Origin of the sequence: Pseudomonas pergaminensis (assembly GCF_024112395.2) — a bacterium.
Taxonomy (GTDB): Bacteria; Pseudomonadota; Gammaproteobacteria; order Pseudomonadales; family Pseudomonadaceae; genus Aquipseudomonas; species Aquipseudomonas pergaminensis.
In genome coordinates this window covers 4,838,712-4,859,403 of sequence record NZ_CP078013.2, presented here as the reverse complement: position 1 = coordinate 4,859,403, position 20,692 = coordinate 4,838,712, and the positions used below count along the sequence as shown (strand labels likewise).

20 protein-coding genes are annotated in these 20,692 nt (G+C 61.9%); 15 read left to right on the top strand and 5 right to left on the bottom strand.

All coding sequences use genetic code 11. The features are described from left to right. Positions 1–4: 4 nt before the first annotated feature. The 13 genes from cobO (at position 5) to KUA23_RS21905 (ending at position 11,450) form a co-directional block, all read left to right on the top strand. Entirely contained in the window at positions 5–616 is a 612-nt protein-coding gene (cobO, locus tag KUA23_RS21965; protein ID WP_025855821.1) for a cob(I)yrinic acid a,c-diamide adenosyltransferase, read from the top strand. Next, positions 613–2,016: a cobyrinic acid a,c-diamide synthase CobB gene (locus tag KUA23_RS21960; protein ID WP_252992839.1), complete on the top strand. Its 1,404-nt coding sequence runs from the start codon at positions 613–615 to the stop codon at positions 2,014–2,016. The genes cobO and KUA23_RS21960 overlap by 4 nt, the downstream gene beginning before the upstream one ends. Then, entirely contained in the window at positions 2,013–2,663 is a 651-nt protein-coding gene (bluB, locus tag KUA23_RS21955) for a 5,6-dimethylbenzimidazole synthase (protein ID WP_099493551.1), read from the top strand. The genes KUA23_RS21960 and bluB overlap by 4 nt, the downstream gene beginning before the upstream one ends. Then, on the top strand, positions 2,660–3,568 hold the full coding sequence (cbiB, locus tag KUA23_RS21950; RefSeq protein WP_252992838.1) for an adenosylcobinamide-phosphate synthase CbiB: 909 nt from the start codon (positions 2,660–2,662) through the stop codon (positions 3,566–3,568). The genes bluB and cbiB overlap by 4 nt, the downstream gene beginning before the upstream one ends. After that, positions 3,561–4,550 (top strand): threonine-phosphate decarboxylase CobD, encoded by a 990-nt coding sequence (gene cobD / locus KUA23_RS21945; protein ID WP_078049655.1) that lies wholly within the window; start codon positions 3,561–3,563, stop codon positions 4,548–4,550. The genes cbiB and cobD overlap by 8 nt, the downstream gene beginning before the upstream one ends. Then, positions 4,547–5,998: a cobyric acid synthase gene (locus tag KUA23_RS21940; RefSeq protein WP_252992837.1), complete on the top strand. Its 1,452-nt coding sequence runs from the start codon at positions 4,547–4,549 to the stop codon at positions 5,996–5,998. The genes cobD and KUA23_RS21940 overlap by 4 nt, the downstream gene beginning before the upstream one ends. A 163-nt stretch (positions 5,999–6,161) precedes the next feature. After that, positions 6,162–6,683, top strand: coding sequence for a bifunctional adenosylcobinamide kinase/adenosylcobinamide-phosphate guanylyltransferase (gene cobU / locus KUA23_RS21935; protein WP_252992836.1), 522 nt, complete (start codon positions 6,162–6,164; stop codon positions 6,681–6,683). After that, the gene (gene cobT, locus KUA23_RS21930; RefSeq protein ID WP_252992835.1) at positions 6,680–7,735 is read left to right on the top strand and encodes a nicotinate-nucleotide--dimethylbenzimidazole phosphoribosyltransferase; all 1,056 of its coding nucleotides are present in this window, start codon (positions 6,680–6,682) and stop codon (positions 7,733–7,735) included. The genes cobU and cobT overlap by 4 nt, the downstream gene beginning before the upstream one ends. Next, entirely contained in the window at positions 7,732–8,307 is a 576-nt protein-coding gene (gene cobC, locus KUA23_RS21925) for an alpha-ribazole phosphatase family protein (RefSeq protein WP_252992834.1), read from the top strand. The genes cobT and cobC overlap by 4 nt, the downstream gene beginning before the upstream one ends. A 2-nt stretch (positions 8,308–8,309) precedes the next feature. Beyond that, positions 8,310–9,038, top strand: coding sequence for an adenosylcobinamide-GDP ribazoletransferase (locus tag KUA23_RS21920; protein ID WP_252992833.1), 729 nt, complete (start codon positions 8,310–8,312; stop codon positions 9,036–9,038). A 42-nt stretch (positions 9,039–9,080) separates the two neighbouring features. Beyond that, positions 9,081–9,485, top strand: a complete 405-nt coding sequence (locus tag KUA23_RS21915) for a MarR family winged helix-turn-helix transcriptional regulator (protein WP_034108018.1) — start codon at positions 9,081–9,083, stop codon at positions 9,483–9,485. A gap of 63 nt (positions 9,486–9,548) precedes the next feature. After that, the gene (locus tag KUA23_RS21910; RefSeq protein ID WP_178076835.1) at positions 9,549–10,748 is read left to right on the top strand and encodes an MFS transporter; all 1,200 of its coding nucleotides are present in this window, start codon (positions 9,549–9,551) and stop codon (positions 10,746–10,748) included. A 150-nt stretch (positions 10,749–10,898) separates the two neighbouring features. Then, positions 10,899–11,450, top strand: a complete 552-nt coding sequence (locus KUA23_RS21905; RefSeq protein WP_252992832.1) for a glutathione peroxidase — start codon at positions 10,899–10,901, stop codon at positions 11,448–11,450. 65 nt (positions 11,451–11,515) lie between these two features. Here the strand turns inward: KUA23_RS21905 and KUA23_RS21900 are convergent, their stop codons facing one another. The 4 genes from KUA23_RS21900 to KUA23_RS21885 form a co-directional block, all read right to left on the bottom strand. Continuing rightward, complete coding sequence (locus KUA23_RS21900; protein ID WP_100492387.1) at positions 11,516–12,799, bottom strand: OmpP1/FadL family transporter; 1,284 nt, start codon at positions 12,797–12,799, stop codon at positions 11,516–11,518. A gap of 146 nt (positions 12,800–12,945) precedes the next feature. Next, positions 12,946–13,428 carry a hypothetical protein gene (locus KUA23_RS21895; protein WP_078049646.1) on the bottom strand — a complete coding sequence of 161 codons (483 nt, stop codon included), beginning with the start codon at positions 13,426–13,428 and terminating at the stop codon, positions 12,946–12,948. Positions 13,429–13,707: 279 nt separating this feature from the next. Further along, positions 13,708–13,932, bottom strand: coding sequence for a hypothetical protein (locus KUA23_RS21890; RefSeq protein WP_005790139.1), 225 nt, complete (start codon positions 13,930–13,932; stop codon positions 13,708–13,710). Positions 13,933–14,376: 444 nt separating this feature from the next. Next, positions 14,377–14,682 (bottom strand): hypothetical protein, encoded by a 306-nt coding sequence (locus KUA23_RS21885; RefSeq protein ID WP_252992831.1) that lies wholly within the window; start codon positions 14,680–14,682, stop codon positions 14,377–14,379. 457 nt (positions 14,683–15,139) lie between these two features. Here KUA23_RS21885 and KUA23_RS21880 point away from each other — a divergent pair, with 457 nt between their 5' ends. Together KUA23_RS21880 and KUA23_RS21875 are read left to right on the top strand one after the other, a co-directional pair. Further along, positions 15,140–15,463 carry an SEL1-like repeat protein gene (locus KUA23_RS21880; RefSeq protein ID WP_078049644.1) on the top strand — a complete coding sequence of 108 codons (324 nt, stop codon included), beginning with the start codon at positions 15,140–15,142 and terminating at the stop codon, positions 15,461–15,463. 175 nt (positions 15,464–15,638) lie between these two features. Beyond that, positions 15,639–17,003 carry a DNA recombination protein RmuC gene (locus KUA23_RS21875; protein ID WP_177409548.1) on the top strand — a complete coding sequence of 455 codons (1,365 nt, stop codon included), beginning with the start codon at positions 15,639–15,641 and terminating at the stop codon, positions 17,001–17,003. Positions 17,004–17,103: 100 nt separating this feature from the next. Here the strand turns inward: KUA23_RS21875 and KUA23_RS21870 are convergent, their stop codons facing one another. Beyond that, positions 17,104–20,574, bottom strand: a complete 3,471-nt coding sequence (locus KUA23_RS21870; RefSeq protein ID WP_252992830.1) for a hybrid sensor histidine kinase/response regulator — start codon at positions 20,572–20,574, stop codon at positions 17,104–17,106. Between the last annotated feature and the right edge of the window lie 118 nt (positions 20,575–20,692).

Below are 20,692 nucleotides of genomic sequence, written 5' to 3'. Positions count from 1 at the left end.
TGCCATGACCGATTCCCCCGACCGCGACGAACGCCACCTGGCGCGCATGCTGCGCAAAAAAGCCGTGATCGACGAGCGCATCGCCAACTCCCCCAACGAATGTGGCTTGCTGCTGGTATTGACCGGCAACGGCAAAGGCAAGAGCAGCTCCGCGTTCGGCATGCTGGCCCGGGCCATGGGCCACGGCATGCAGTGCGGCGTGGTGCAATTCATCAAGGGGCGCAACAGCACTGGCGAAGAGTTGTTCTTCCGCCGCTTCCCCGAGCAAGTGCGCTTCCATGTGATGGGTGAAGGTTTCACTTGGGAGACCCAGGACCGCCAGCGCGATATCGCTGCCGCCGAAGCCGCCTGGGCGGTTTCCCGTGAATTGCTGCAAGACCCGGCCATCGGCCTGGTGGTGCTCGACGAGTTGAACATCGCCCTCAAGCACGGCTACCTCGATTTGGACCAGGTTCTCAGCGACCTGCAAGCCCGCCCGCCGATGCAACATGTGGTGGTCACCGGTCGGGGTGCCAAGCCTGAATTGATCGAAATGGGCGACACCGTCACCGAAATGGGCATGCTCAAGCACGCGTTTCAGGCTGGCATCAAGGCACAGAAGGGCGTCGAACTTTGAATCAGCCCCGTCATTGCCCGGCTGTCCTGATTGCCGCACCGGCGTCCGGCCAGGGCAAAACCACCGTCACCGCCGCACTGGCGCGGCTGCACCGCAACCTGGGGCGCAAGGTGCGCGTGTTCAAATGCGGCCCGGACTTCCTTGATCCGATGATCCACGAGCGTGCCAGCGGTGCGCCGGTTTACCAATTGGACATGTGGATGGTCGGCGAACAGGAAAGTCGCCGCCTGCTGTGGGAAGCGGCGGGGGAGGCGGACCTGATCCTGATCGAAGGCGTGATGGGCCTGTTCGACGGTACACCGTCCAGCGCCGACCTGGCCCGACACTTCGGCGTGCCGGTGCTGGGTGTGATCGACGGCACGGCCATGGCGCAGACGTTCGGCGCCTTGGCGCTGGGCTTGGCGCGTTATCAGCCGGATTTGCCATTCGCTGGCGTACTGGCCAATCGCGTCGGCACCCTGCGCCATGCGCAATTGCTGGAAGGCAGCCTCACCGAAGGCCTGCGCTGGTACGGCGCCTTGTCCCGCGAGACCGGTATCGAATTACCCAGTCGTCACCTCGGCCTGGTGCAGGCCAGCGAACTGAATGACCTCGATGCGCGCCTGGACGCGGCTGCCCAAGCGTTGGGCAGCAGTTGCGAAGTGGCGTTGCCGCCACCGGTGACCTTTGCCGCGCCGCAAGTGATCGACGCCGAGCCATTGCTCAAGGGCGTGCGCATCGCCGTGGCGCGTGACGAAGCCTTCGCCTTTACCTACGGCGCGAGCCTCGACCTGCTGCGGGCAATGGGCGCCGAATTGAGCTTCTTCTCGCCGATCCATGACCGCGAATTGCCTGACGCCGACAGTCTTTATCTGCCTGGTGGCTACCCTGAATTGCACCACCAGGCGCTGTCGCAAAACACCTCGATGCTCGACGCTATCCGTGCCCACCACGCGGCCGGCAAACCCTTGCTCGCCGAGTGCGGTGGCATGCTCTACCTGCTCGACTCGCTGACCGATGTCGACGGCACCCGCGCCGAACTGGTTGGCCTGTTGCAGGGCGATGCCGTGATGCAAAAGAAACTCGCGGCCCTGGCCCTGCAAAGCGTCGAATTGCCGGAAGGTACGCTGCGCGGCCACACCTATCATCACTCCCTGACCAGCACCGAGTGGCAACCGATTGCCCGTGGCCTGAGCCCCAATGGCGGGCGCGGTGCCGAGGCGGTGTATCGGCAGGGGCGGATGACCGCGTCCTATGTGCATTTTTATTTTCCGTCGAATCCGGCTGCGGTGGCCGCGTTGTTTGCGCCGCACCGGGAGGCCGGCATCGCAGGCAAGCCAGCTCCCACATCGACAGTGTTAACAGACCAGCCGGTGGGAGGGGCGGTGCGACGATTCGACTTGCCCGCGAAGAGGCCATGACCGACAACGCCTTCCCCGAGGCCGACCGCCAAGCCGTCTACCGCGCCATTGCCGAACGCCGCGACATGCGCCACTTCAGCGGCGGCACTGTCGCCCCCGAATTGCTGCACCGTCTGCTCCAGGCCGCGCACCAGGCGCCGAGTGTTGGCTTGATGCAACCGTGGCGTTTTATCCGTATCAGCGACCGTGCCTTGCGTGGCCAGATTCAACAACTGGTGGAGCAAGAGCGCATACGCACTGCCGAAGCCCTGGGCGAGCGCTCCGATGAGTTCATGAAGCTCAAGGTCGAAGGCATCCACGACTGCGCCGAAGTGCTGGTGGCGGCGTTGATGGATGACCGTGAGCGGCACATTTTCGGCCGGCGCACCTTGCCGGAAATGGACATGGCGTCGCTGTCCTGCGCGATCCAGAACCTGTGGCTGGCAGCCCGCGTCGAAGGCCTGGGCATGGGCTGGGTCTCGCTGTTCGAACCCCAGGCGCTGGCCGACCTGCTGGGTTTGCCGCCGGGTGCCAAACCCCTGGCCGTACTGTGCCTGGGGCCGGTGGACGAGTTCTATCCGGCACCGATGTTGCAGCTCGAAGGCTGGACCGAGCCTCGGCCATTAAGTGACATGTTGTATGAGAATGTGTGGGGAGTGAGTCAATGAGTGTGGCCTTGCTGTGTGTCGCTGCCGTGGCGCTGGATGCGCTGCTGGGCGAGCCCAGGCGCTGGCATCCGCTGGTGGCGTTCGGCAATTTTGCCGGGCGCATCGAGCAACGTTTCAACAGCGGTGGTCGCGGCTGGCGCAGCCATGGTGTGACCGCGTGGGTTATCGCCGTGGTGCCGTTGACCCTGCTGGCCACGGCCTTGTCGTGGGCGCCGTATATCGGCTGGGTCCTGGAGATCCTGGCGTTGTACTGCGCCCTCGGCATGCGCAGCCTCGGCGAGCATGTGATGCCGGTGGCCCAGGCCCTTCGCAGCGATGACCTGGAGGAAGCGCGCACGCGCGTGAGCTACCTGGTCAGCCGCCAGACCAGCGAGCTGGACCGCACCGAAGTCGCCCGCGCCGCCACCGAATCGGTGCTGGAAAACGGCAGCGATGCGGTATTCGCCGCGATTTTCTGGTTTGTGGTCGCCGGTGTGCCGGGCGTGGTGCTTTACCGCCTGAGCAACACCCTTGACGCCATGTGGGGGTATCGCAACGAACGCTTCGAGCGTTTCGGCTGGGCTGCGGCAAAAATCGACGATGTGCTGAACTACATTCCTGCACGTCTTGTGGCATTGACCTACGCGCTGCTGGGCAAGACGCGGCTGGCGCTCAAATGCTGGCGCACCCAGGGCCCGACCTGGGACAGCCCCAACGCCGGCCCTGTGATGGCTGCCGGTGCAGGTGCCCTGGGCGTGGAGCTGGGTGGTGCGGCGATCTATCACGGTGAAGTGCACCAGCGTCCGCGATTGGGCGAAGGCCCGGCGGCGGATGCCGATTCCATCGAACGGGGCTGGCAACTGGTGCAGCGCGGCGTATGGTTGTGGCTGCTGATCCTATGTGCGGGGGCGCAATTCTATGCTTGAACACGGTGGCCGGCTGCGCAAGGCAGCGATTCAGTACGGGATAGCCGAGGCCGACTGGCTCGACCTGTCCAGCGGCCTCGCGCCTTGGCCTTGGCCGATCCCCGAGGTTCCCCTGCGCGCCTGGGCACGCCTGCCGGAAACCGACGACGGCCTGGAGCAGGCCGCCAGCGAGTATTACGGCGCTGCGCACCTGTTGCCGGTGCCCGGCTCCCAGGCGGCCATCCAGTTGCTGCCGCGCCTGCGCCGTGCCGGCAAGGTCGGCGTGCTGTCGCCGTGCTACGCCGAACACGCCGAAGCCTGGCGCCGCGCCGGTTACGTGGTGCGCGAAGTGCAGGAACAGGAAGTCGACTTCTTCCTTGATGGCCTCGACGTGCTGGTGGTGGTCAACCCCAACAACCCCACCGGCTTGAGCCTCAGCCCACAGCGCTTGCTGGACTGGCACTCGCGGCTGGCCCAGCGCGGCGGCTGGCTGGTGGTGGACGAAGCGTTCATGGACGTGACGCCCCAATTGAGCCTGGCGGGCCACGCGCATCAGGTCGGCCTGATCGTGTTGCGCTCGTTTGGCAAGTTTTTCGGCCTCGCCGGTGTGCGGCTGGGCTTTGTGTTGGCCGAGCGCAAGTTGCTCAAATTGCTCGCCGAACAGGTCGGGCCATGGGCGGTCAGCGGGCCGACGCGGGTGCTGGGCCAAGTGTGCCTGCGCGACACCGCCGGGCAAGCGCGGCAACGCGCACGATGCATCGAGGCGGGCCAGCGTCTGTTCGCTTCGCTTGAGCGCCACGGCTTTCAACCCCAGGGCGGCTGTGCCCTGTTCCAATGGCTGATCACGCCCCACGCCGAACGCATGCATGAATTCATGGCCCAGCGCGGCATCCTGCTGCGCCTGTTTGTCCACGACAGCAGCCTTCGCTTTGGCTTGCCCGATACCGAGGCCGACTGGCAGCGTCTCGACGCAGCCCTGGTCGCCTACAAGGAAGCGACATGAGTACGCTGATGGTGCAAGGCACCACCTCCGACGCCGGCAAGAGCACGCTGGTGACGGCACTGTGCCGCTGGCTGGTACGCCAGGGCGTGGCGGTGGCGCCGTTCAAGCCACAGAACATGGCGCTCAACAGCGCGGTGACGGCCGAAGGCGGCGAGATCGGCCGCGCCCAGGCGGTGCAGGCCCAGGCCGCCAACCTGGCGCCGCACACCGATATGAACCCGGTGCTGCTCAAACCCAACAGCGATACCGGCTCTCAAGTGATCATCCATGGCCGCGCCGTGACCAGCATGAATGCGGTGGCCTATCACGACTACAAAGCCATCGCGATGCAGGCGGTGCTGGCTTCCCATGCACGCTTGAGCCAGGCCTACCCGGTGGTGATGGTCGAAGGCGCGGGCTCCCCGGCGGAGATCAACCTGCGCGCCAACGACATCGCCAACATGGGCTTCGCCGAGGCGGTGGACTGCCCGGTGCTGTTGATCGCCGACATCAATCGTGGCGGCGTTTTTGCTCACTTGGTCGGCACCCTGGAATTGCTCTCGCCCACGGAACAGGCGCGGGTCAAAGGCTTTATCATCAACCGTTTTCGCGGTGACATCGCCTTATTGCAGCCAGGCCTGGACTGGCTGGAAGCGCGCACCGGCAAACCGGTGGTGGGCGTTCTGCCCTACGTAATGGACCTGCACCTGGAAGCCGAGGACGGCATCGACCAGCGCCAGATCGACAAGGCGGCGCAGGTACTCAAGGTGGTGGTGCCGGTGTTGCCGCGTATCAGCAACCACACGGATTTCGACCCACTGCGCCTGCATCCCCAGGTGGATCTGCAGTTCGTTGGTCCTGGCCAGCCGATCCCGGCTGCCGACTTGGTCATCCTCCCAGGCTCGAAAAGCGTGCGCAGCGACTTGGCCTATCTGCGCGCCAACGGTTGGGAAAGCGCCGTGGCGCGGCACTTGCGCTATGGCGGCAAGGTGCTCGGTATCTGTGGCGGCTTGCAGATGCTTGGCGAGCAGGTACATGACCCGTTGGGCCTGGAAGGGCCTGCCGGCTCCAGTGATGGGCTGGGGTTGCTGGCGTTCAGCACCACGCTGGAGGAAGAGAAGCAACTGCGCAATGTGCGCGGGCGGTTGTTACTGGAGGATGTGCACGTCAGTGGTTATGAAATTCATGCGGGCGTGACGACCGGTGCTGCCTTGGCGAACGCCGCTGTTTTGCTGGACGACGGTCGCAGCGATGGCGCCCAGAGTGCTGATGGGCAGATTCTCGGCACCTACCTTCACGGCGTGTTCGAAACACCGGCGGCGTGCAGTGCCTTATTGCGCTGGGCTGGGTTGCAGGATGTGCAGGAGGTTGACTACCACGCCTTGCGCGAGCGCGATATCGAGCGCCTGGCGGACCTGGTGGAGAATCATTTGGATACTGAGTTGTTGCGCAATCTATGTGGGGTTTGAGCGGGGGGACGTGGTCCTCGTGTGGGCGCGGGCTTGCCAGCGAAGGCGGCCATACAGCCGACCACTATTCAACGGACGCACCACGCCCAAAATGTGGGAGCGGGCTTGCTCGCGAACGCGGCCTTACGGTCAACCCATTTCAGCCAATCCAAGGTGCCATCCCATGCTTCAACTGATCCTCGGCGGCGCGCGCTCCGGTAAAAGTCGCCTGGCGGAGAAGCTCGCCAGCGACAGCGCCTTGCCAGTCACTTACATCGCCACCAGCCAACCGCTGGATGGCGAAATGAACGAGCGTGTCGCGCTGCATCGCCAACGTCGCCCGGACCATTGGGGCCTGATCGAAGAGCCGATTGAACTGGCTCGCGTGCTGCGGGACAACGCGGCCCCCGGGCAGTGTCTGCTGGTGGACTGCCTGACCCTGTGGCTGACCAATCTGCTGATGCTCGAAGACGCCGGGCGCTTGGCGTCCGAGCGCGATCAACTGCTGGACGCCCTGGCGTCGTTGCCGGGTGAAATCATTTTTGTCAGCAACGAGACCGGTCTGGGTGTCGTGCCGCTGGGCGAATTGACTCGCCGCTATGTGGACGAAGCCGGTTGGCTCCATCAAGCCTTGGCCGAGCGTTGTCAGCGTGTTGTCCTGACCGTTGCCGGCCTGCCCCTGACTCTGAAAGGTACTGCGTTATGACTGACACCTGGTGGCTCAACCCTTGTAAGGCGATCGACGCTCAAGCGTACGAACAAGCCCTGGCGCGCCAGCAGCAATTGACCAAGCCGGCCGGCTCGCTCGGTCAGTTGGAGGCGCTGGCGGTGCAATTGGCTGGCTTGCAGGGCCAGGTCAAACCGTCGGTGGATTCACTGTGGATCGCCATCTTCGCCGGTGACCATGGCGTGGTCGCCGAAGGCGTGTCGGCGTTTCCCCAGGAAGTCACCGGGCAGATGCTGCAAAACTTTGTCTCCGGCGGCGCGGCCATCAGCGTATTGGCGCGGCAACTGGACGCGCAGCTGGAAGTGGTCGACCTGGGGACAGTAACGCCGTCCTTGAACCTGCCGGGTGTGCGTCACCTGAATATCGGCGCCGGCACCGCCAACTTCGTCAACGCTCCGGCGATGACCGAGGCCCAGGGGCAACTCGCCTTGCAGGCCGGTCGCGACAGTGCGCGACGTGCATTGGCGAACGGTGCGCAACTGTTCATCGGCGGTGAGATGGGCATCGGCAACACCACCGCCGCCAGTGCGCTGGCGTGTGCCTTGCTCGATTGCCAGGTCAGCGACCTCACGGGGCCGGGCACCGGGTTGAATGCCCAGGGTGTCAGCCACAAGGTGGCCGTGATCGAGCGTGCACTGGCGTTGCATGCCGGTCAGCGTGAGGATGCGTTGCAGACCCTGTTCAATCTGGGCGGCTTTGAGATTGCCGCCCTGGTGGGCGCGTATCTGGCGTGTGCCCAGGAAGGCATCGTGGTGCTGGTGGATGGGTTCATCTGCACGGTCGCGGCGCTGGTTGCTACACGTTTGAGCCCGGCGTGCCGTGAGTGGCTGGTGTTCGGCCATCGCGGCGCCGAGCCTGGTCATCGCCATGTGCTGCAGCGCCTCGACGCGCAGCCGTTGCTGGAACTGGGCCTGCGCCTGGGTGAAGGCAGCGGTGCTGCGCTGGCGGTGCCGTTGTTGCGCCTGGCCTGCGCGCTGCACGGGCAGATGGCGACCTTCGCCGAAGCCGCCGTGGCAGATCGCCCGGCATGACCTTGCGCCTTGACCTGCTGCGCCACGGCGAAACCGAATTGGGGGGTGGCTTGCGTGGCAGCCTGGACGACGCACTCACCGCCAAGGGCTGGGCGCAGATGCGCGCGGCGGTGGTGGAGCAGGGGCCGTGGGACCGTTTGGTCAGTTCGCCACTGCAGCGTTGTGCGCGGTTTGCCGAGGAATTGGGCGCTCAGCTCAATCTGCCGGTGACACTGGAGAAGGACCTGCAAGAGCTGCACTTCGGCGCTTGGGAAGGCCAGAGTGCGGCAGCCTTGATGGAGACTGACGCTGAGAGCCTGGGGTTGTTCTGGGCCGATCCCTACAGCTTTACACCACCCGACGGCGAGCCTGTTAGCGTTTTTTCCGACCGCGTTCTGGGCGCAGTCGCACGCTTGCACCAGGCCTACGCCGGTGAGCGTGTGTTGCTGATCAGTCACGGTGGCGTGATGCGTCTTCTGCTGGCACAAGCGCGTGGCTTGCCCCGGGAGCAACTGTTGAATGTCGAAGTGGGCCACGGCGGGCTGTTCAGTGTGCAGGTCGTGGCGGACGGTGTCCTGAAGGAAAGGGTGTAGACATGCTGCCATTCTGGATTGCCCTGCAGTTTCTCAGCAGCCTGCCGATTCGCTTGCCGGGCATGCCGCAGCCTCAGGAATTGGGACGCTCGTTGCTGTTCTATCCCGTCGTCGGGCTATTGTTCGGTGTGCTGTTGTGGGCCCTGAACACCGTCTTGATGGGGGCACCGTTGTTGCTGCACGCCGCACTGTTGCTGACGGCCTGGGTGTTGCTCAGTGGCGGTCTGCACCTGGACGGCCTGGCGGACAGCGCCGATGCCTGGCTGGGTGGCTTCGGCGACCGCGAGCGTACGCTCACGATCATGAAAGACCCGCGCAGCGGGCCGATTGCCGTGGTTACGCTGGGGTTGGTGCTGCTGCTCAAATTCACCGCGCTGGTGGCCTTGATCGAGCAACATAACGGCGCAGCGCTGATCCTGGCACCGCTGATTGGACGCGCGTCGATGCTGGCGTTGTTCCTCTGCACACGCTATGTGCGTGCCGGAGGATTGGGCCAGGCTTTGTCGGACCATTTACCGAGGATTGTCGGCCAACAGGTATTGATCCTCAGTGGCCTGGCCTGCGTGCTGATCGGCGGTGTCAGCGGCGGGATGGCCGTATTGCTCGCGGCGATCTGCTTCATGGGCCTGCGCCAATTGATGGTCAATCGCCTGGGCGGTACCACGGGGGATACCGCAGGCGCCATGCTTGAACTGCTGGAAGTCGCGGTCGTGGTCGGTCTGGCGCTGTAACACTTTCTTGCATTTCCTTAATCGCGGGTATATACACGTTCCATGCTTGCCTCCCAATGTTTGTGTACCAACCTGCGACGTGCCGCACGTGGCGTCAGCAGGCATTACGACGGCGCCCTTGATGGCTTCGGGATCAACGTCGCCCAGTATTCTCTGCTGTGCAACCTGCAGCGCCTCGACCAGCCAAGCATTTCCAGCCTGGCGGAAGCGATGGGCCTGGATCGCAGCACCTTGGGGCGCAACCTGCGGGTGCTGGAAGGCGAGGGCTTGGTGCAGTTGGTTGAGGGTGACGACCTGCGTAACCGCCTGGTGAAGTTGACCGAGGACGGTGAAGCGCGACTCGCCGCCGCATTACCCGCCTGGGAAGCGGCACAGCAGAAACTGATCGATCAACTCGGCGCGGAAAAACGCGAAACCTTGTTGGCCTTGCTAGACGAACTCGCCTGAGCGCGGGTTTGTCCGACTATAAGCGGGTATATACCCGCGAGCGGAGAATAAGAAATGAACTCGATGTGGCGCACCAGTGGCTGGATTCTTGTGGGGAGTGCGCTGATCCTGGCGCTGTCGTTGGGCGTGCGGCACGGCTTCGGCTTGTTCCTCGCACCGATGAGCAGCGAGTTCGGCTGGGGACGTGAGACCTTCGCCTTTGCCATCGCTTTGCAAAACCTGATCTGGGGCCTGGCGCAGCCGTTTACCGGTGCGCTGGCCGACCGGTTTGGCGCCACCAAAGCGGTCTTCGTTGGTGGCGTCCTGTACGCCGCAGGCCTGGTGTTGATGGGCATGTCCGATTCGGCATGGTCGCTGTCCCTCAGTGCGGGCCTGCTGATCGGTATCGGTCTGTCCGGTACGTCGTTCTCGGTGATCCTCGGCGTGGTCGGCCGTGCGGTGGCCCCGGAAAAACGCAGCATGGCGATGGGGATTGCCAGTGCCGCAGGTTCATTTGGACAGTTTGCGATGGTGCCGGGCACCCTGGGCCTGATCAGTTGGCTCGGCTGGTCTGCCGCACTGCTGGCGTTGGGCTTGATGGTGGCGCTGATTTTGCCGCTGGTCGCGATGCTCAAGGATAAGCCACTGCCGGTGATGGCCGGCCAGCAAACCCTGCGTGAAGCCTTGAAGGAAGCCTGCTCCCATTCCGGTTTCTGGCTGTTGGCCTTTGGCTTTTTTGTCTGCGGTTTCCAAGTGGTGTTCATCGGTGTGCATTTGCCGGCCTACCTGGTGGACCAGCACTTGCCGGCCACCGTCGGCACCACAGTGTTGGCGCTGATTGGCTTGTTCAATATCTTCGGGACCTACACTGCCGGGTGGCTAGGCGGGCGCATGTCCAAGCCACGTTTGCTGACCGGCTTGTACCTGCTGCGCGCTGTGGTGATCGTGCTGTTTCTGTGGGCACCGGTCACCGAAGTCACGGCCTACCTGTTTGGCATGGCCATGGGCTTTTTGTGGCTGTCCACCGTGCCGCTGACCAACGGCACCGTCGCGACACTGTTTGGTGTGCGAAATCTCTCCATGCTCGGTGGGATCGTGTTCCTGTTCCACCAACTCGGTTCGTTCCTGGGCGGCTGGTTGGGTGGGGTGGTCTATGATCGAACGGGCAACTACGATTTGATCTGGCAGGTGGCAATTCTGTTGAGCCTGCTCGCCGCGGCCCTGAACTGGCCGGTGCGTGAGCGGCCAGTGGCGCGATTGCAGGCGCAGATGGAGGCAGCATGAGTCTGGCGGTACGCGGTGTGATACTTGCGGCAGGGTTGGTCCTGGTGCTACTGGCCTGGTGGGGCTGGCAACACGGTGGGCTGGCGTTGATGCAACTGGGTATGTCGATCTGTTAAGTTCGTAGCCTGAATATTTTCAAGGACACACGACATGCAGATGCGCTGGCTCGCTGTACCCGTCCTGATGGCCATTGGCGGTGCCGCCCTGGCCGCCAGTTGCCCGCCGTTGTTGGAAGGCCAATTACCCAAGCTGCGCGCCAAGGAATCCATCGACCTGTGCCAGCGTTTTGCTGGCAAGCCCTTGGTGGTTGTCAACACCGCGAGCTTCTGCGGGTTCGCTCCACAGTTCAAAGGCCTGGAAGCTTTGTATCAGCGCTACAAGGGCGAAGGGTTGGAAGTGATCGGCGTGCCGTCCGATGACTTCAAGCAGGAAGCCAAGACTGGCGAAGAGACCGCCAAGGTCTGTTACGTGAACTACGGCGTGACGTTCACCATGACCGAGCCGCAGAAGGTCAAGGGGCCGGATGCGGTGCACCTGTTCAAGGTGTTGGCGCAGCAGACTGACGCGCCGCCGAAGTGGAATTTCTATAAATATGTGGTCGACCGCCAAGGCAAGGTAATCGCCAATTTCTCCAGCCTGACCAAGCCGGACAGTCCGGAATTGATCAAGGCCGTGGAGGCGGCGATAGCCTCCAAGCCTTGAGAGTCAGCCATTAAAAAGCCCCGCCTCCTTTGCAGGAGAGCGGGGCTTTTTCACACCCGTCTGAATCAGAAGGTGTAGGTCATGCCCAGGCCGAAACCGTTGGCACTGTTTTCATATTTGGCGCGGTAGCTGGCGGTAGAAGGAGCGGCAGCGGTCTGGTTGACCTTGACGTCCTCTTCCTTCAAGTACGAGTAAGCCAGGTCGATGGTCATGTTATCCATGACTTTGTAGCCCAGGCCCAGGCTGAAGATCGTGCGGTCGCCCGTAGGGATACGCGGCGAGCGGTTGGTGTTGTTAGTGGGCGACTGGTCGAAGGTCAAGCCGGTGCGCAGCACCACTTGTTTAGTCAACTGGTAAGAAGTACCCACGGCGTAGGCCCAGGTATCGTGCCAGTTTTGCTCTTCAGTGATAGCGCTGAGTTGGCTGGGTGCCAATGCACCGCCTGCCGCGGTCACACCTTTGTTGTTGACGGTGATCTCTTTCAGGCGACTCCAGCGCGTCCAGGTAGCACCGCCATACAGTTTCCAGGCGTCAGTCAGGTCTTGTGTGACCGACAGGTCGTAGGACTCAGGGGTATCGATTTTCAGCGACGCGTCGTAACGGTTGTTACGCAGGAAAGGTTGAGTGGCTGCGGGGCCGCTGACGGTGGTATGGCCGTCCAGCTTGTACTTGACCTTGGAGTGGTAGGTCAGGCCCACACGTGTGGTATCGGTCGCCTGGACCAATACACCGACGTTGAAGCCCAGTGCAGTGTCATCACCCTTGATTTTGACGTTGGTATCGCTGACGGCAGGGTTGAGGGTCTTGTCTGACTCCAGCACACCAGAGATCCGGTTGATGGTCGGACCAAAGCCAACGGATACCCGATCATTGAAGGCATAGCTGACAGTTGGCTGGAAGGTGATGACCTTCACTTCGCTCTTGCTGCCGAAACCTTTGCCCTGGAAGCCGCTTTCATAGTCGGTTACCAAGCCAAACGGTGCGTACACACCGAAGCCGATAGCCCACTGGTCGTTAAGTTTGTTGGTGTAGAAACCAAATGGCACCGCGGTGAATGGAACCATGTCACCTTTGTTGGAGCCGCGCGAGTTACCGCCAGTATCGCTGAGATCAGTCGAGGCATCGATTGCCGCAACGCCGCCCGTGATCTGCTGGCCATTCAGGCGAGCCATACCGGCAGGGTTACCGTAAACAGTGCTTGCATCATCGGCAGAAGAAGAGCGGCCTGCGAAACCCGTACCCATCCCGCTGACGCTCTGTTCGTTCAGTGCGAAACCGCTTGCAAACAGTTGGGAGGATGCCATAGCAACGGCGAGGCTAAGTGTGGTCTTGAGCATTACTTTTTTCATTATTAGAACTCCGTGGTGATCACCGCTGCGGAAAGTAACAATAAATTTAAGATCGCGCTATAGGCTGTAATGCAGGAGATAGAGCGGTTTTGTAGGACAATCCGACCAAAATTCAGGGTTTTTGCCGAATCTTGCAAATTGCCCGGTCAGCAAACCACGTGATTCATGGGTGAAACACAGGTTTGCCAGGCTTGAGTGAAATCGCGCAGTCGTCCGTGTGGGTGAAAAATTTCTTTCCAGATACGCGCCATGGCCAGTACATCTCCAGGCGGTGGCAGTGCGGGGGTGTGTTGTTCGACCAAAAGCCAGGCGATTGCCGTGGCGTAACGCAGGTTTACCGTCAGCTCCAGTTGTGGCGCGCTGAGGAAGGCATGCTGGCTGGCCAACCCGCGTACCAGGCTGGCACGTTCGGGGTCGAGTGCCAGGTAGTCATCCCACAAGGCGCGGTGGCGCGGTTCGGTGATGCTGTACAAGCCATGCCCACGGCGATCGTGCAACGCGGAGCCGAGTTCCGACTGGCTGGCGGCAATGCCCAGCAGCAAGGACTCGGCCGTCGGGTTATGGCGGCCGAGATACATCAAGGTCGGCCGGATCACATAACGACACAATTCGCTGGCGGCGATACCCATACAAGCCTCAATCCGTGAAAGTGGTCGACGAGGCCTGAGAAGGTGGGGGCTTGGCAGCAGTGAATCGGATCTCAGGCTCGCCGGAAGCGGATCATGCCGCTTGAGTTGAAGTGTAGTGTCATATTTGTGATGTAAAGGACTGTTTTTAAAACATCTTCTTCATTTAGTTATAACGTTTATATCTATTTGAACTGAGTGCCATCGCCTGTGCATAAAAGCCAGGCAATAAAAAACCCTGCTTTTTAAACAGGGTTTTTGTGTTTCAGCGACTCGGGTCGATCAGGCAGTCAGTGCCTGACGGGTACGCTCGATCACGGCCTGCAGCGGTTCTGCGCTGGAGTATTGATCGGGGTACAGGCGTTCGCTGTGACGAGCGATGCCGTGTTCGTTGACCAGGGTGAAGCTGAAGCAGCCTTTGCGAGCGGCCATGATCAGGCAGTTCATTGGGGCAAAAGCGTTAGTGAGGGTGCGAATGGCATCCTGAGTGTGGATTTGAGCGTTCATATTATTGGTGTTCCTACAAATGACACGGATTAAGAACCGTGCAACGTTAAAACGTTCCAGTAACGTTGATCACCATTGATCAAACGAAGAACCCGACTGGAACAAAGCAGCCAGTTTGAAGCGCTAATAAGTTAGGCGCGCTTGGGCTGGCAGGTAGGTACTTAGGAGGGCAGGCAGCACAACAGGGGCAAAGGTTCTGGGCCCAGGGTGAAGATCCTGATCAATTTGCAGGCTGGTTCGGTCAGAGTATTGAAACTTCGCGACACCCTTTGCGTGTTCAAAGGCAGTGTCGTCACAAGCGATACCTGGAAACCATCGAGGTGGTCGATCCCGTGTTGGACAGGGGAGTTGTTCGACCAGAATTGACTTTCAGCTTGGTACTAACGCCGCGGATAGTAACGGATTGAATCGGGTAAGGGAAGTGTGATAGCAAAAAAACTTCAATCAGCCGCCCAGCAGGCCGCGATAGACCAATACTGTCATCGCGGCTGCCAGCGAGCAGCCCAGCGCGTAGGCGGCGAGCGTCAGTCGCAGGGACTGGCCAGTCTCCACCACCGTCATCACATCGCCCATGTCATTGATTCGACCTTCACCCAGCTCAATGCACAGGCTGACCGCCGTAAACGCGGCCGACAGCAAGATAGCGATGGCAAACAACGCCCCATCCGGTGACGGCAGTGCGGCATTGATTCCCAGGGAAATGGCGCAGATGGCCAGTAGCAACACGGCGAACAACAGAATTCCTTTCATCGACCCTACTACCATCGCGCTGTAGGTCCGGGAGTGTGGCGAGCCAGGAAAGATTTGAAAAGTCCCAGGTTTGTCCCGGCGGTAACATTTATGACGCGTGTCGCTTCAAAAAAAGCCGCTGATATAACCATCAGATGGGTACTTGTGCACATTAGTTGCGGGGTGTGTAACCGCGCTGTCATCTGCCCTGCGGGGTTGCCATTTGCCTGCAATGGAAATTTAAGTCAATGAAAAATCTGGCTTTTTTTTATTGGTGAAAAAATCGTCAGTTTGACTGCGGCCCCCATTCCATGCGGCTTTGAGCGAGTTAAAGGGGGGTTGTCCACTGAGTTATCCACAGCTTCTGTGGATTGTCCCGAGCGCTTGCTCTAGAACGGGCGTGCAGAGTTTTTTCAGCTTTACCTGTACGAAAAAAAGAGTAGAGTGGCGCGCCTTCCGATCTGTCCCACAGTGCTTTATGAAGTTTCGCTCAGTATCACCTTCTGTTACCGACGCCCCTCAAACTGTTACCGCCCCCAAGCGCTTCTCCTTGAAAGTTGCCTTGTGGTTGCTCGACAGTCCGCGCCTGGGTCACAACACCAACGTCAAACACTTCGCTGGGCGTTTGCTCAAGCAGCCGGCCCGTGAAGGCGTGGTCGCTGCCCAAAGCCGCCTGGGCCAACTGATGTGTCGTGAATGCGGCAATGCCCGCGACCGCCGCATCGGCCACGACCTGCTGCGCCTCGCGGCCCGCGCCGGTGACCGCCGCGCCCAACGTGAACTGGGCCAGGTCGAAGACTGAGCTGTCCTCAGGCCCTGCGCTCCGCTAACCTTGTTTTTTTTCGGTGATGGCAGACATGTCTATGGCTTTTGACTGGACCAGCATTGCCCTGGGCCTCGCTGGCGCTGCCGTGCCTTTATTGGCTGTGTGCTGGCAGCTTCAGCGCCGCTTGACCGCGCGCATGACCGGCTGGGAGCTGCTCGAAGAGCGCCTGGCCACTGCACAATTGGCCCAGGAGGGCCTCGCCGCCCAGTTGGATGCCAGTCGTGATGAAATCAGCGACCTGAGCCAAGCCAATGCCGCCAAGCAGGCCGACCTCGCTGCCGTGCGCCGTGAAGTCGAATTGCTGCAGATCGACCGCGACAATGCCCGCGACGCGGCCCACGCCTGGAACCTCGACCGCAGCGCCAAGGAGGCCGAACTGCGCCGGCTTGATGCGTTGGCGGCGGCCTTGCGTGCCGAACTGCGCGAGCAACAGGACAGCCATCAACAGCGCCTCACCGACCTGCAAGGCTCGCGCGATGAGCTGCGCGCGCAATTTGCCGAGCTGGCCGGCAAGATTTTCGATGAGCGTGAACAGCGTTTCGCCGAGACCAGCCAGGAACGCCTGGGCCAGTTGCTCGACCCGCTGAAAGAGCGCATTCAATCGTTCGAAAAACGCGTGGAAGAAAGCTACCAGAACGAGGCGCGTGAGCGGTTTTCCCTGGCCAAGGAGCTTGAACGCCTGCAGCAACTGAACCTGCGTCTGTCAGACGAGGCCACCAACCTCACCCGTGCGCTCAAGGGCCAGAAAACCCAAGGCAACTGGGGTGAACTGATCCTTGAGCGGGTACTTGAGCATGCGGGCCTGGAGAAGGGGCGCGAGTACCAGACCCAAGTCAGCCTCAAAGGCCCGGACGGCGAGCGGTTCCAGCCGGACGTGCTGATCATGCTGCCCGGCGACAAGCAGGTGGTGGTGGACTCCAAGGTCAGCCTCACTGCATATCAACAGTACGTGGCCGCTGAGGACGACGTGATCGGCCAGGCGGCCTTGAAGCAACACGTGCTGTCGCTGCGCAATCACGTCAAAGGCTTGGCCGGCAAGGATTACAAGCGCCTGGAAGGCCTGCACAGCCTGGATTTCGTGTTGCTGTTCGTGCCTATCGAGGCGGCGTTTTCCGCCGCACTGCAAGCCGAACCTAACCTGTTCCAGGAAGCGTTCGACCGCCATATCGTTATCGTCAGCCCCACCACCTTGCTCGCCACCCTGCGGGTGATCGACAGCCTGTGGAAGCAGGAGCGCCAGAGCCAGAACGCCCGCGAAATCGCCGAGCGTGCGGGCTGGCTGTACGACAAATTCGTGCTGTTTATCCAGGACCTGGATGAAGTGGGCAACCGTTTGCAGCAGTTGGATAAGGCTTACAGCGCAGCACGGAACAAGCTGACAGATGGACGCGGAAATCTGGTCAGCCGCACCGAGCAATTGAAGTTGCTCGGTGCGCGCGCCAGTAAAAGCTTGCCGACGGATTTGCTGGAGCGGGCGATGACCGATTCCGATGGTGTAGCGCACCTGCCCGAATAAACGCGGCCATTGTAGGAGCCGGCTTGCCGGGGATGGCGTCGGTACAATCGGCGCCATTCCCAAGGCCCTCATCGCCGGCAAGCAGGCTCCTACAGATGACCTACAGCGGTAGGTGCCGGCTCAGCAACGCCCGCAACGCCGCCGGCTTCACCGGCTTGGCCAAGTAATCCAACCCGGCCGCATGCACCTCGGCCACCATCTCCGGGCGGCCGTCGGCGCTGATTACCACGCCGGGAATCGGCTCGGCCAATTGCGCGCGCAGCCACCCCATCAATTCAGTACCGGTTTCACCGTGGTCCAGGTGGTAGTCCACCAGGGCCAGCTGCGGGCGCACGCCCTCGGCCAGCAACGCCGCGCACTGCGCCTGGTCGGTGGCGGTCCACACTTCGCAGCCCCAGCGCGTCAACAGGCTGCGCATGCCGATCAGGATGCTTTCTTCGTTATCCACGCACAGCACCTGCGCGCCGCTCAACGGCAGGCCGGTTTCCTGGGGTGTCTTGATCTGCGGGCTGGCCTGGTTGCGTGCCAGCGGCACGCGCACACTGAATACGCTGCCCTTGCCCGGCCACGAGCGCACGCTCAGGCGGTGGCCCAGCACGCGGCACAGGCCGTCGGCGATCGCCAGGCCCAGCCCCAGGCCTTTCTCCGCGCGGGTCTGGTGGCTGTCCAGGCGCTTGAATTCTTCAAAGATCACCTTTTGTTTATCCTGCGGTATCCCCGGGCCACGGTCCCACACTTCCAGGCACAACTCGCCCTTGCGGCGACGTACGCCGAGCAGCACCGGGCCGTCGGCATAACGGAAGGCGTTGGTGAGAAAGTTCTGCAGAATCCGGCGGAGCAACTTGATGTCACTGTCCACGCGTAAATGGCTGCCGCGCAGGCGAAAGCGCAGGCCTTGCTCCTGGGCCAGCGCCTTGAACTCCGCGCCCAAGGTGTCGAACAGCTCATTGAGCACAAAGGGCTGGCGCTGTGGAGTGATCTTGCCGTTTTCCAGGCGCGAGATGTCCAGCAAATCGCTGATCAGGTCTTCGGCAGAACGCAGCGAGCTGTCCAGGTGCTGCACCAATTGCCGGGCTTCGCTGGACAGGCCGTCGTTCTGGTGGGAGAGGGCGGCCGAGAACAGGCGTGCCGCGTTCAGCGGTTGCATCAAGTCATGGCTGACGGCTGCCAGGAAGCGTGTCTTCGACTGGCTGGCGGACTCGGCCACACCCTTGGCGTCGGTGAGCGCTACGTTAAGCTGGGACAGCTCGTGGGTGCGCTCGGTGACCCGCTGCTCCAGGCCTTCGTTGGCTTCGGTGAGTGCCTGTTCAGCTTCGCGGAACGCGGTAATGTCGGTGAAGCTCATGACGAAACCGCCACCGGGCATCGGGTTGCCGATCAGTTCGATCACGCGGCCATTGGGGAATAAACGTTCGGAGGTGTGTGCACGACCCTGGCGCATCCAGTGCAGGCGGCGCGCCACATGCACTTCGGCCTCGCCCGGGCCGCACAGCCCGCGCTCGGCGTTGTAGCGGATGATGTCGGCAATCGGCCGGCCCACGCTGATCAGCCCGTCCGGGTAGTTGAACAGTTCCAGGTAGCGCCGGTTCCAGGCCACCAGCTTGAGCGACTGGTCGACCACGCTGATGCCCTGGGTAATGTTCTCGATCGCGCCTTGCAGCAGCGCGCGGTTGAACTGCAGCACTTCCGACGCTTCGTCGGCAATGCGTACTACATCCTCCAGCTGCATTTCCCGCCCTTCGATGGCGGCTTTCACCACCGCACGGGTCGAGGAAGCCCCGAGTACACCGGCCAGCAAGCGCTCCGTGTGAGCGATCCAATCGTTGTCGGCATTCTGGTTGGGGTTGAAGCCCTTGCCTTGGCGATAGGCGAAGCGGATAAAGCTTTGCTGGGCCCGTTCCTCGCCCACAAAGCGCGCAGCCAGGCTGAGCAAGTCGCTGATCTGCACCGACAACATCGAGCGGGCACTGGCGCGCTGGCTGATTTCCTGGCCGATAAAGCGCCCGGCTTGCCAGTGCTCGGACACCCGCGTGCGCGAGAGCATCGACACCCACACAAACAATGTGAAGTTACCCGCCAGTGAGAACACGGTGCCCAAGGTCAACGAGGTGACGGACAGCCCCAGTGGGTGGGAATGCATCCACGTCAGCCCTGGGAAAAGGCTGAGCGACCAACCCAGGCTTTTCGCCGTCACCGGTAAGACCAAGGTGTAGAACCACAGGAAGGTACCCGCCGCCAGCCCGGCAAATACGCCGCGTCGGTTTGCCTGTTTCCAATACAGCGCACCCAGCATCGCCGGTGCCAATTGGGTCACGGCGGCAAAGGCGATCTGGCCAATGGTCGCCAGGCTCGCAGACGAGCCCAGCAGGCGGTAACTGACGTAGGCCAGCAGCAGGATAATCACGATGCTGACCCGGCGTACCGACAGCATCCAGTGGCGGAACACTTCGAACGGCCGCTCGGCACTGGAGCGACGCAACAACCACGGCAGCAGCATGTCGTTGGAGACCATGGTCGACAGCGCGATGCTTGCCACGATCACCATGCCGGTAGCCGCTGAAGCACCGCCGATAAACGCCAGTACGGCCAGCGCCGGGTGGGCTTCAGCCATGGGCAGGCTGATCACGTAGGAATCCGGCAGTACCGAGCCAGGCAGCATCATCTTGCCGCCCAGGGCGATCGGGACGACAAACAGTGCGGCAAGAATCAGGTAAGCAGGAAACACCCATTTGGCCAGGCGCAGGTCCTGTGGGTCGATGTTCTCGACCACCGTGACATGGAACTGCCGGGGCAGGCAGATAATCGCCATCATGGCCACGCCGGTCTGCACCACCATCGACGGCCAGTTGACGGTCTCCTTCCAGTACTCCTCCAACCTTGGCGCCAGCATGGCTTGGCTGAACAGGTCGCCGAAACCGTCGTACAGGCCGAAGGTCACGAATGCGCCGACAGCCAGAAACGCGAACAGCTTGACCAGGGATTCGAACGCAATCGCCAGCACCATGCCACGGTGGTGTTCCGTGGCGTCGAGGTTGCGCGTACCGAACACAATGGTGAACAGCGCCAGCACCAGCGACACGATCAGCGCGGTGTCCTGGGCGCGGGTACCGGTGGTGTCGGCGCCTGCGCCGATCAGCAGGTTGACCCCCAGCACGATGCCTTTGAGTTGCAGGGCGATATAGGGGAGCACGCCGACCAGGCAGATCAGCGCGACCACCACGGCCAGGGACTGGGATTTGCCGTAGCGCGCCGCGATAAAGTCGGCGATGGAGGTGATGTTTTCCTGCTTGCTGATCAGAATCATCTTCTGCAGCACCCAGGGTGCCAGCACCAGCAGCAGCACGGGGCCTAGGTAGATCGGTAAAAATGCCCACAGCTGTTCGGCGGCTTGGCCCACGGCGCCGAAGAAGGTCCAGCTGGTGCAATAAACCGCCAGCGACAGGCTATACACCCAGGCACGCACGCGCGGCGGTAACGGCGCTCGGCGACGGTCACCGTAGAAGGCGATGGCAAACATAATGGCCATATAGGCCAGGGCAACGGCGGCGATCAGCCCGCTGGACAGCGTCATGGTAACTCCGAGCATGGGAACACCCGGGCATTCCAGGCCCGGTTGGACAGTCTCGCATGATGCCTGGGGTTAGTCAGTGTCGACCAAGGTCGTGTGGGATCGAATGTCGCAGGGGCGT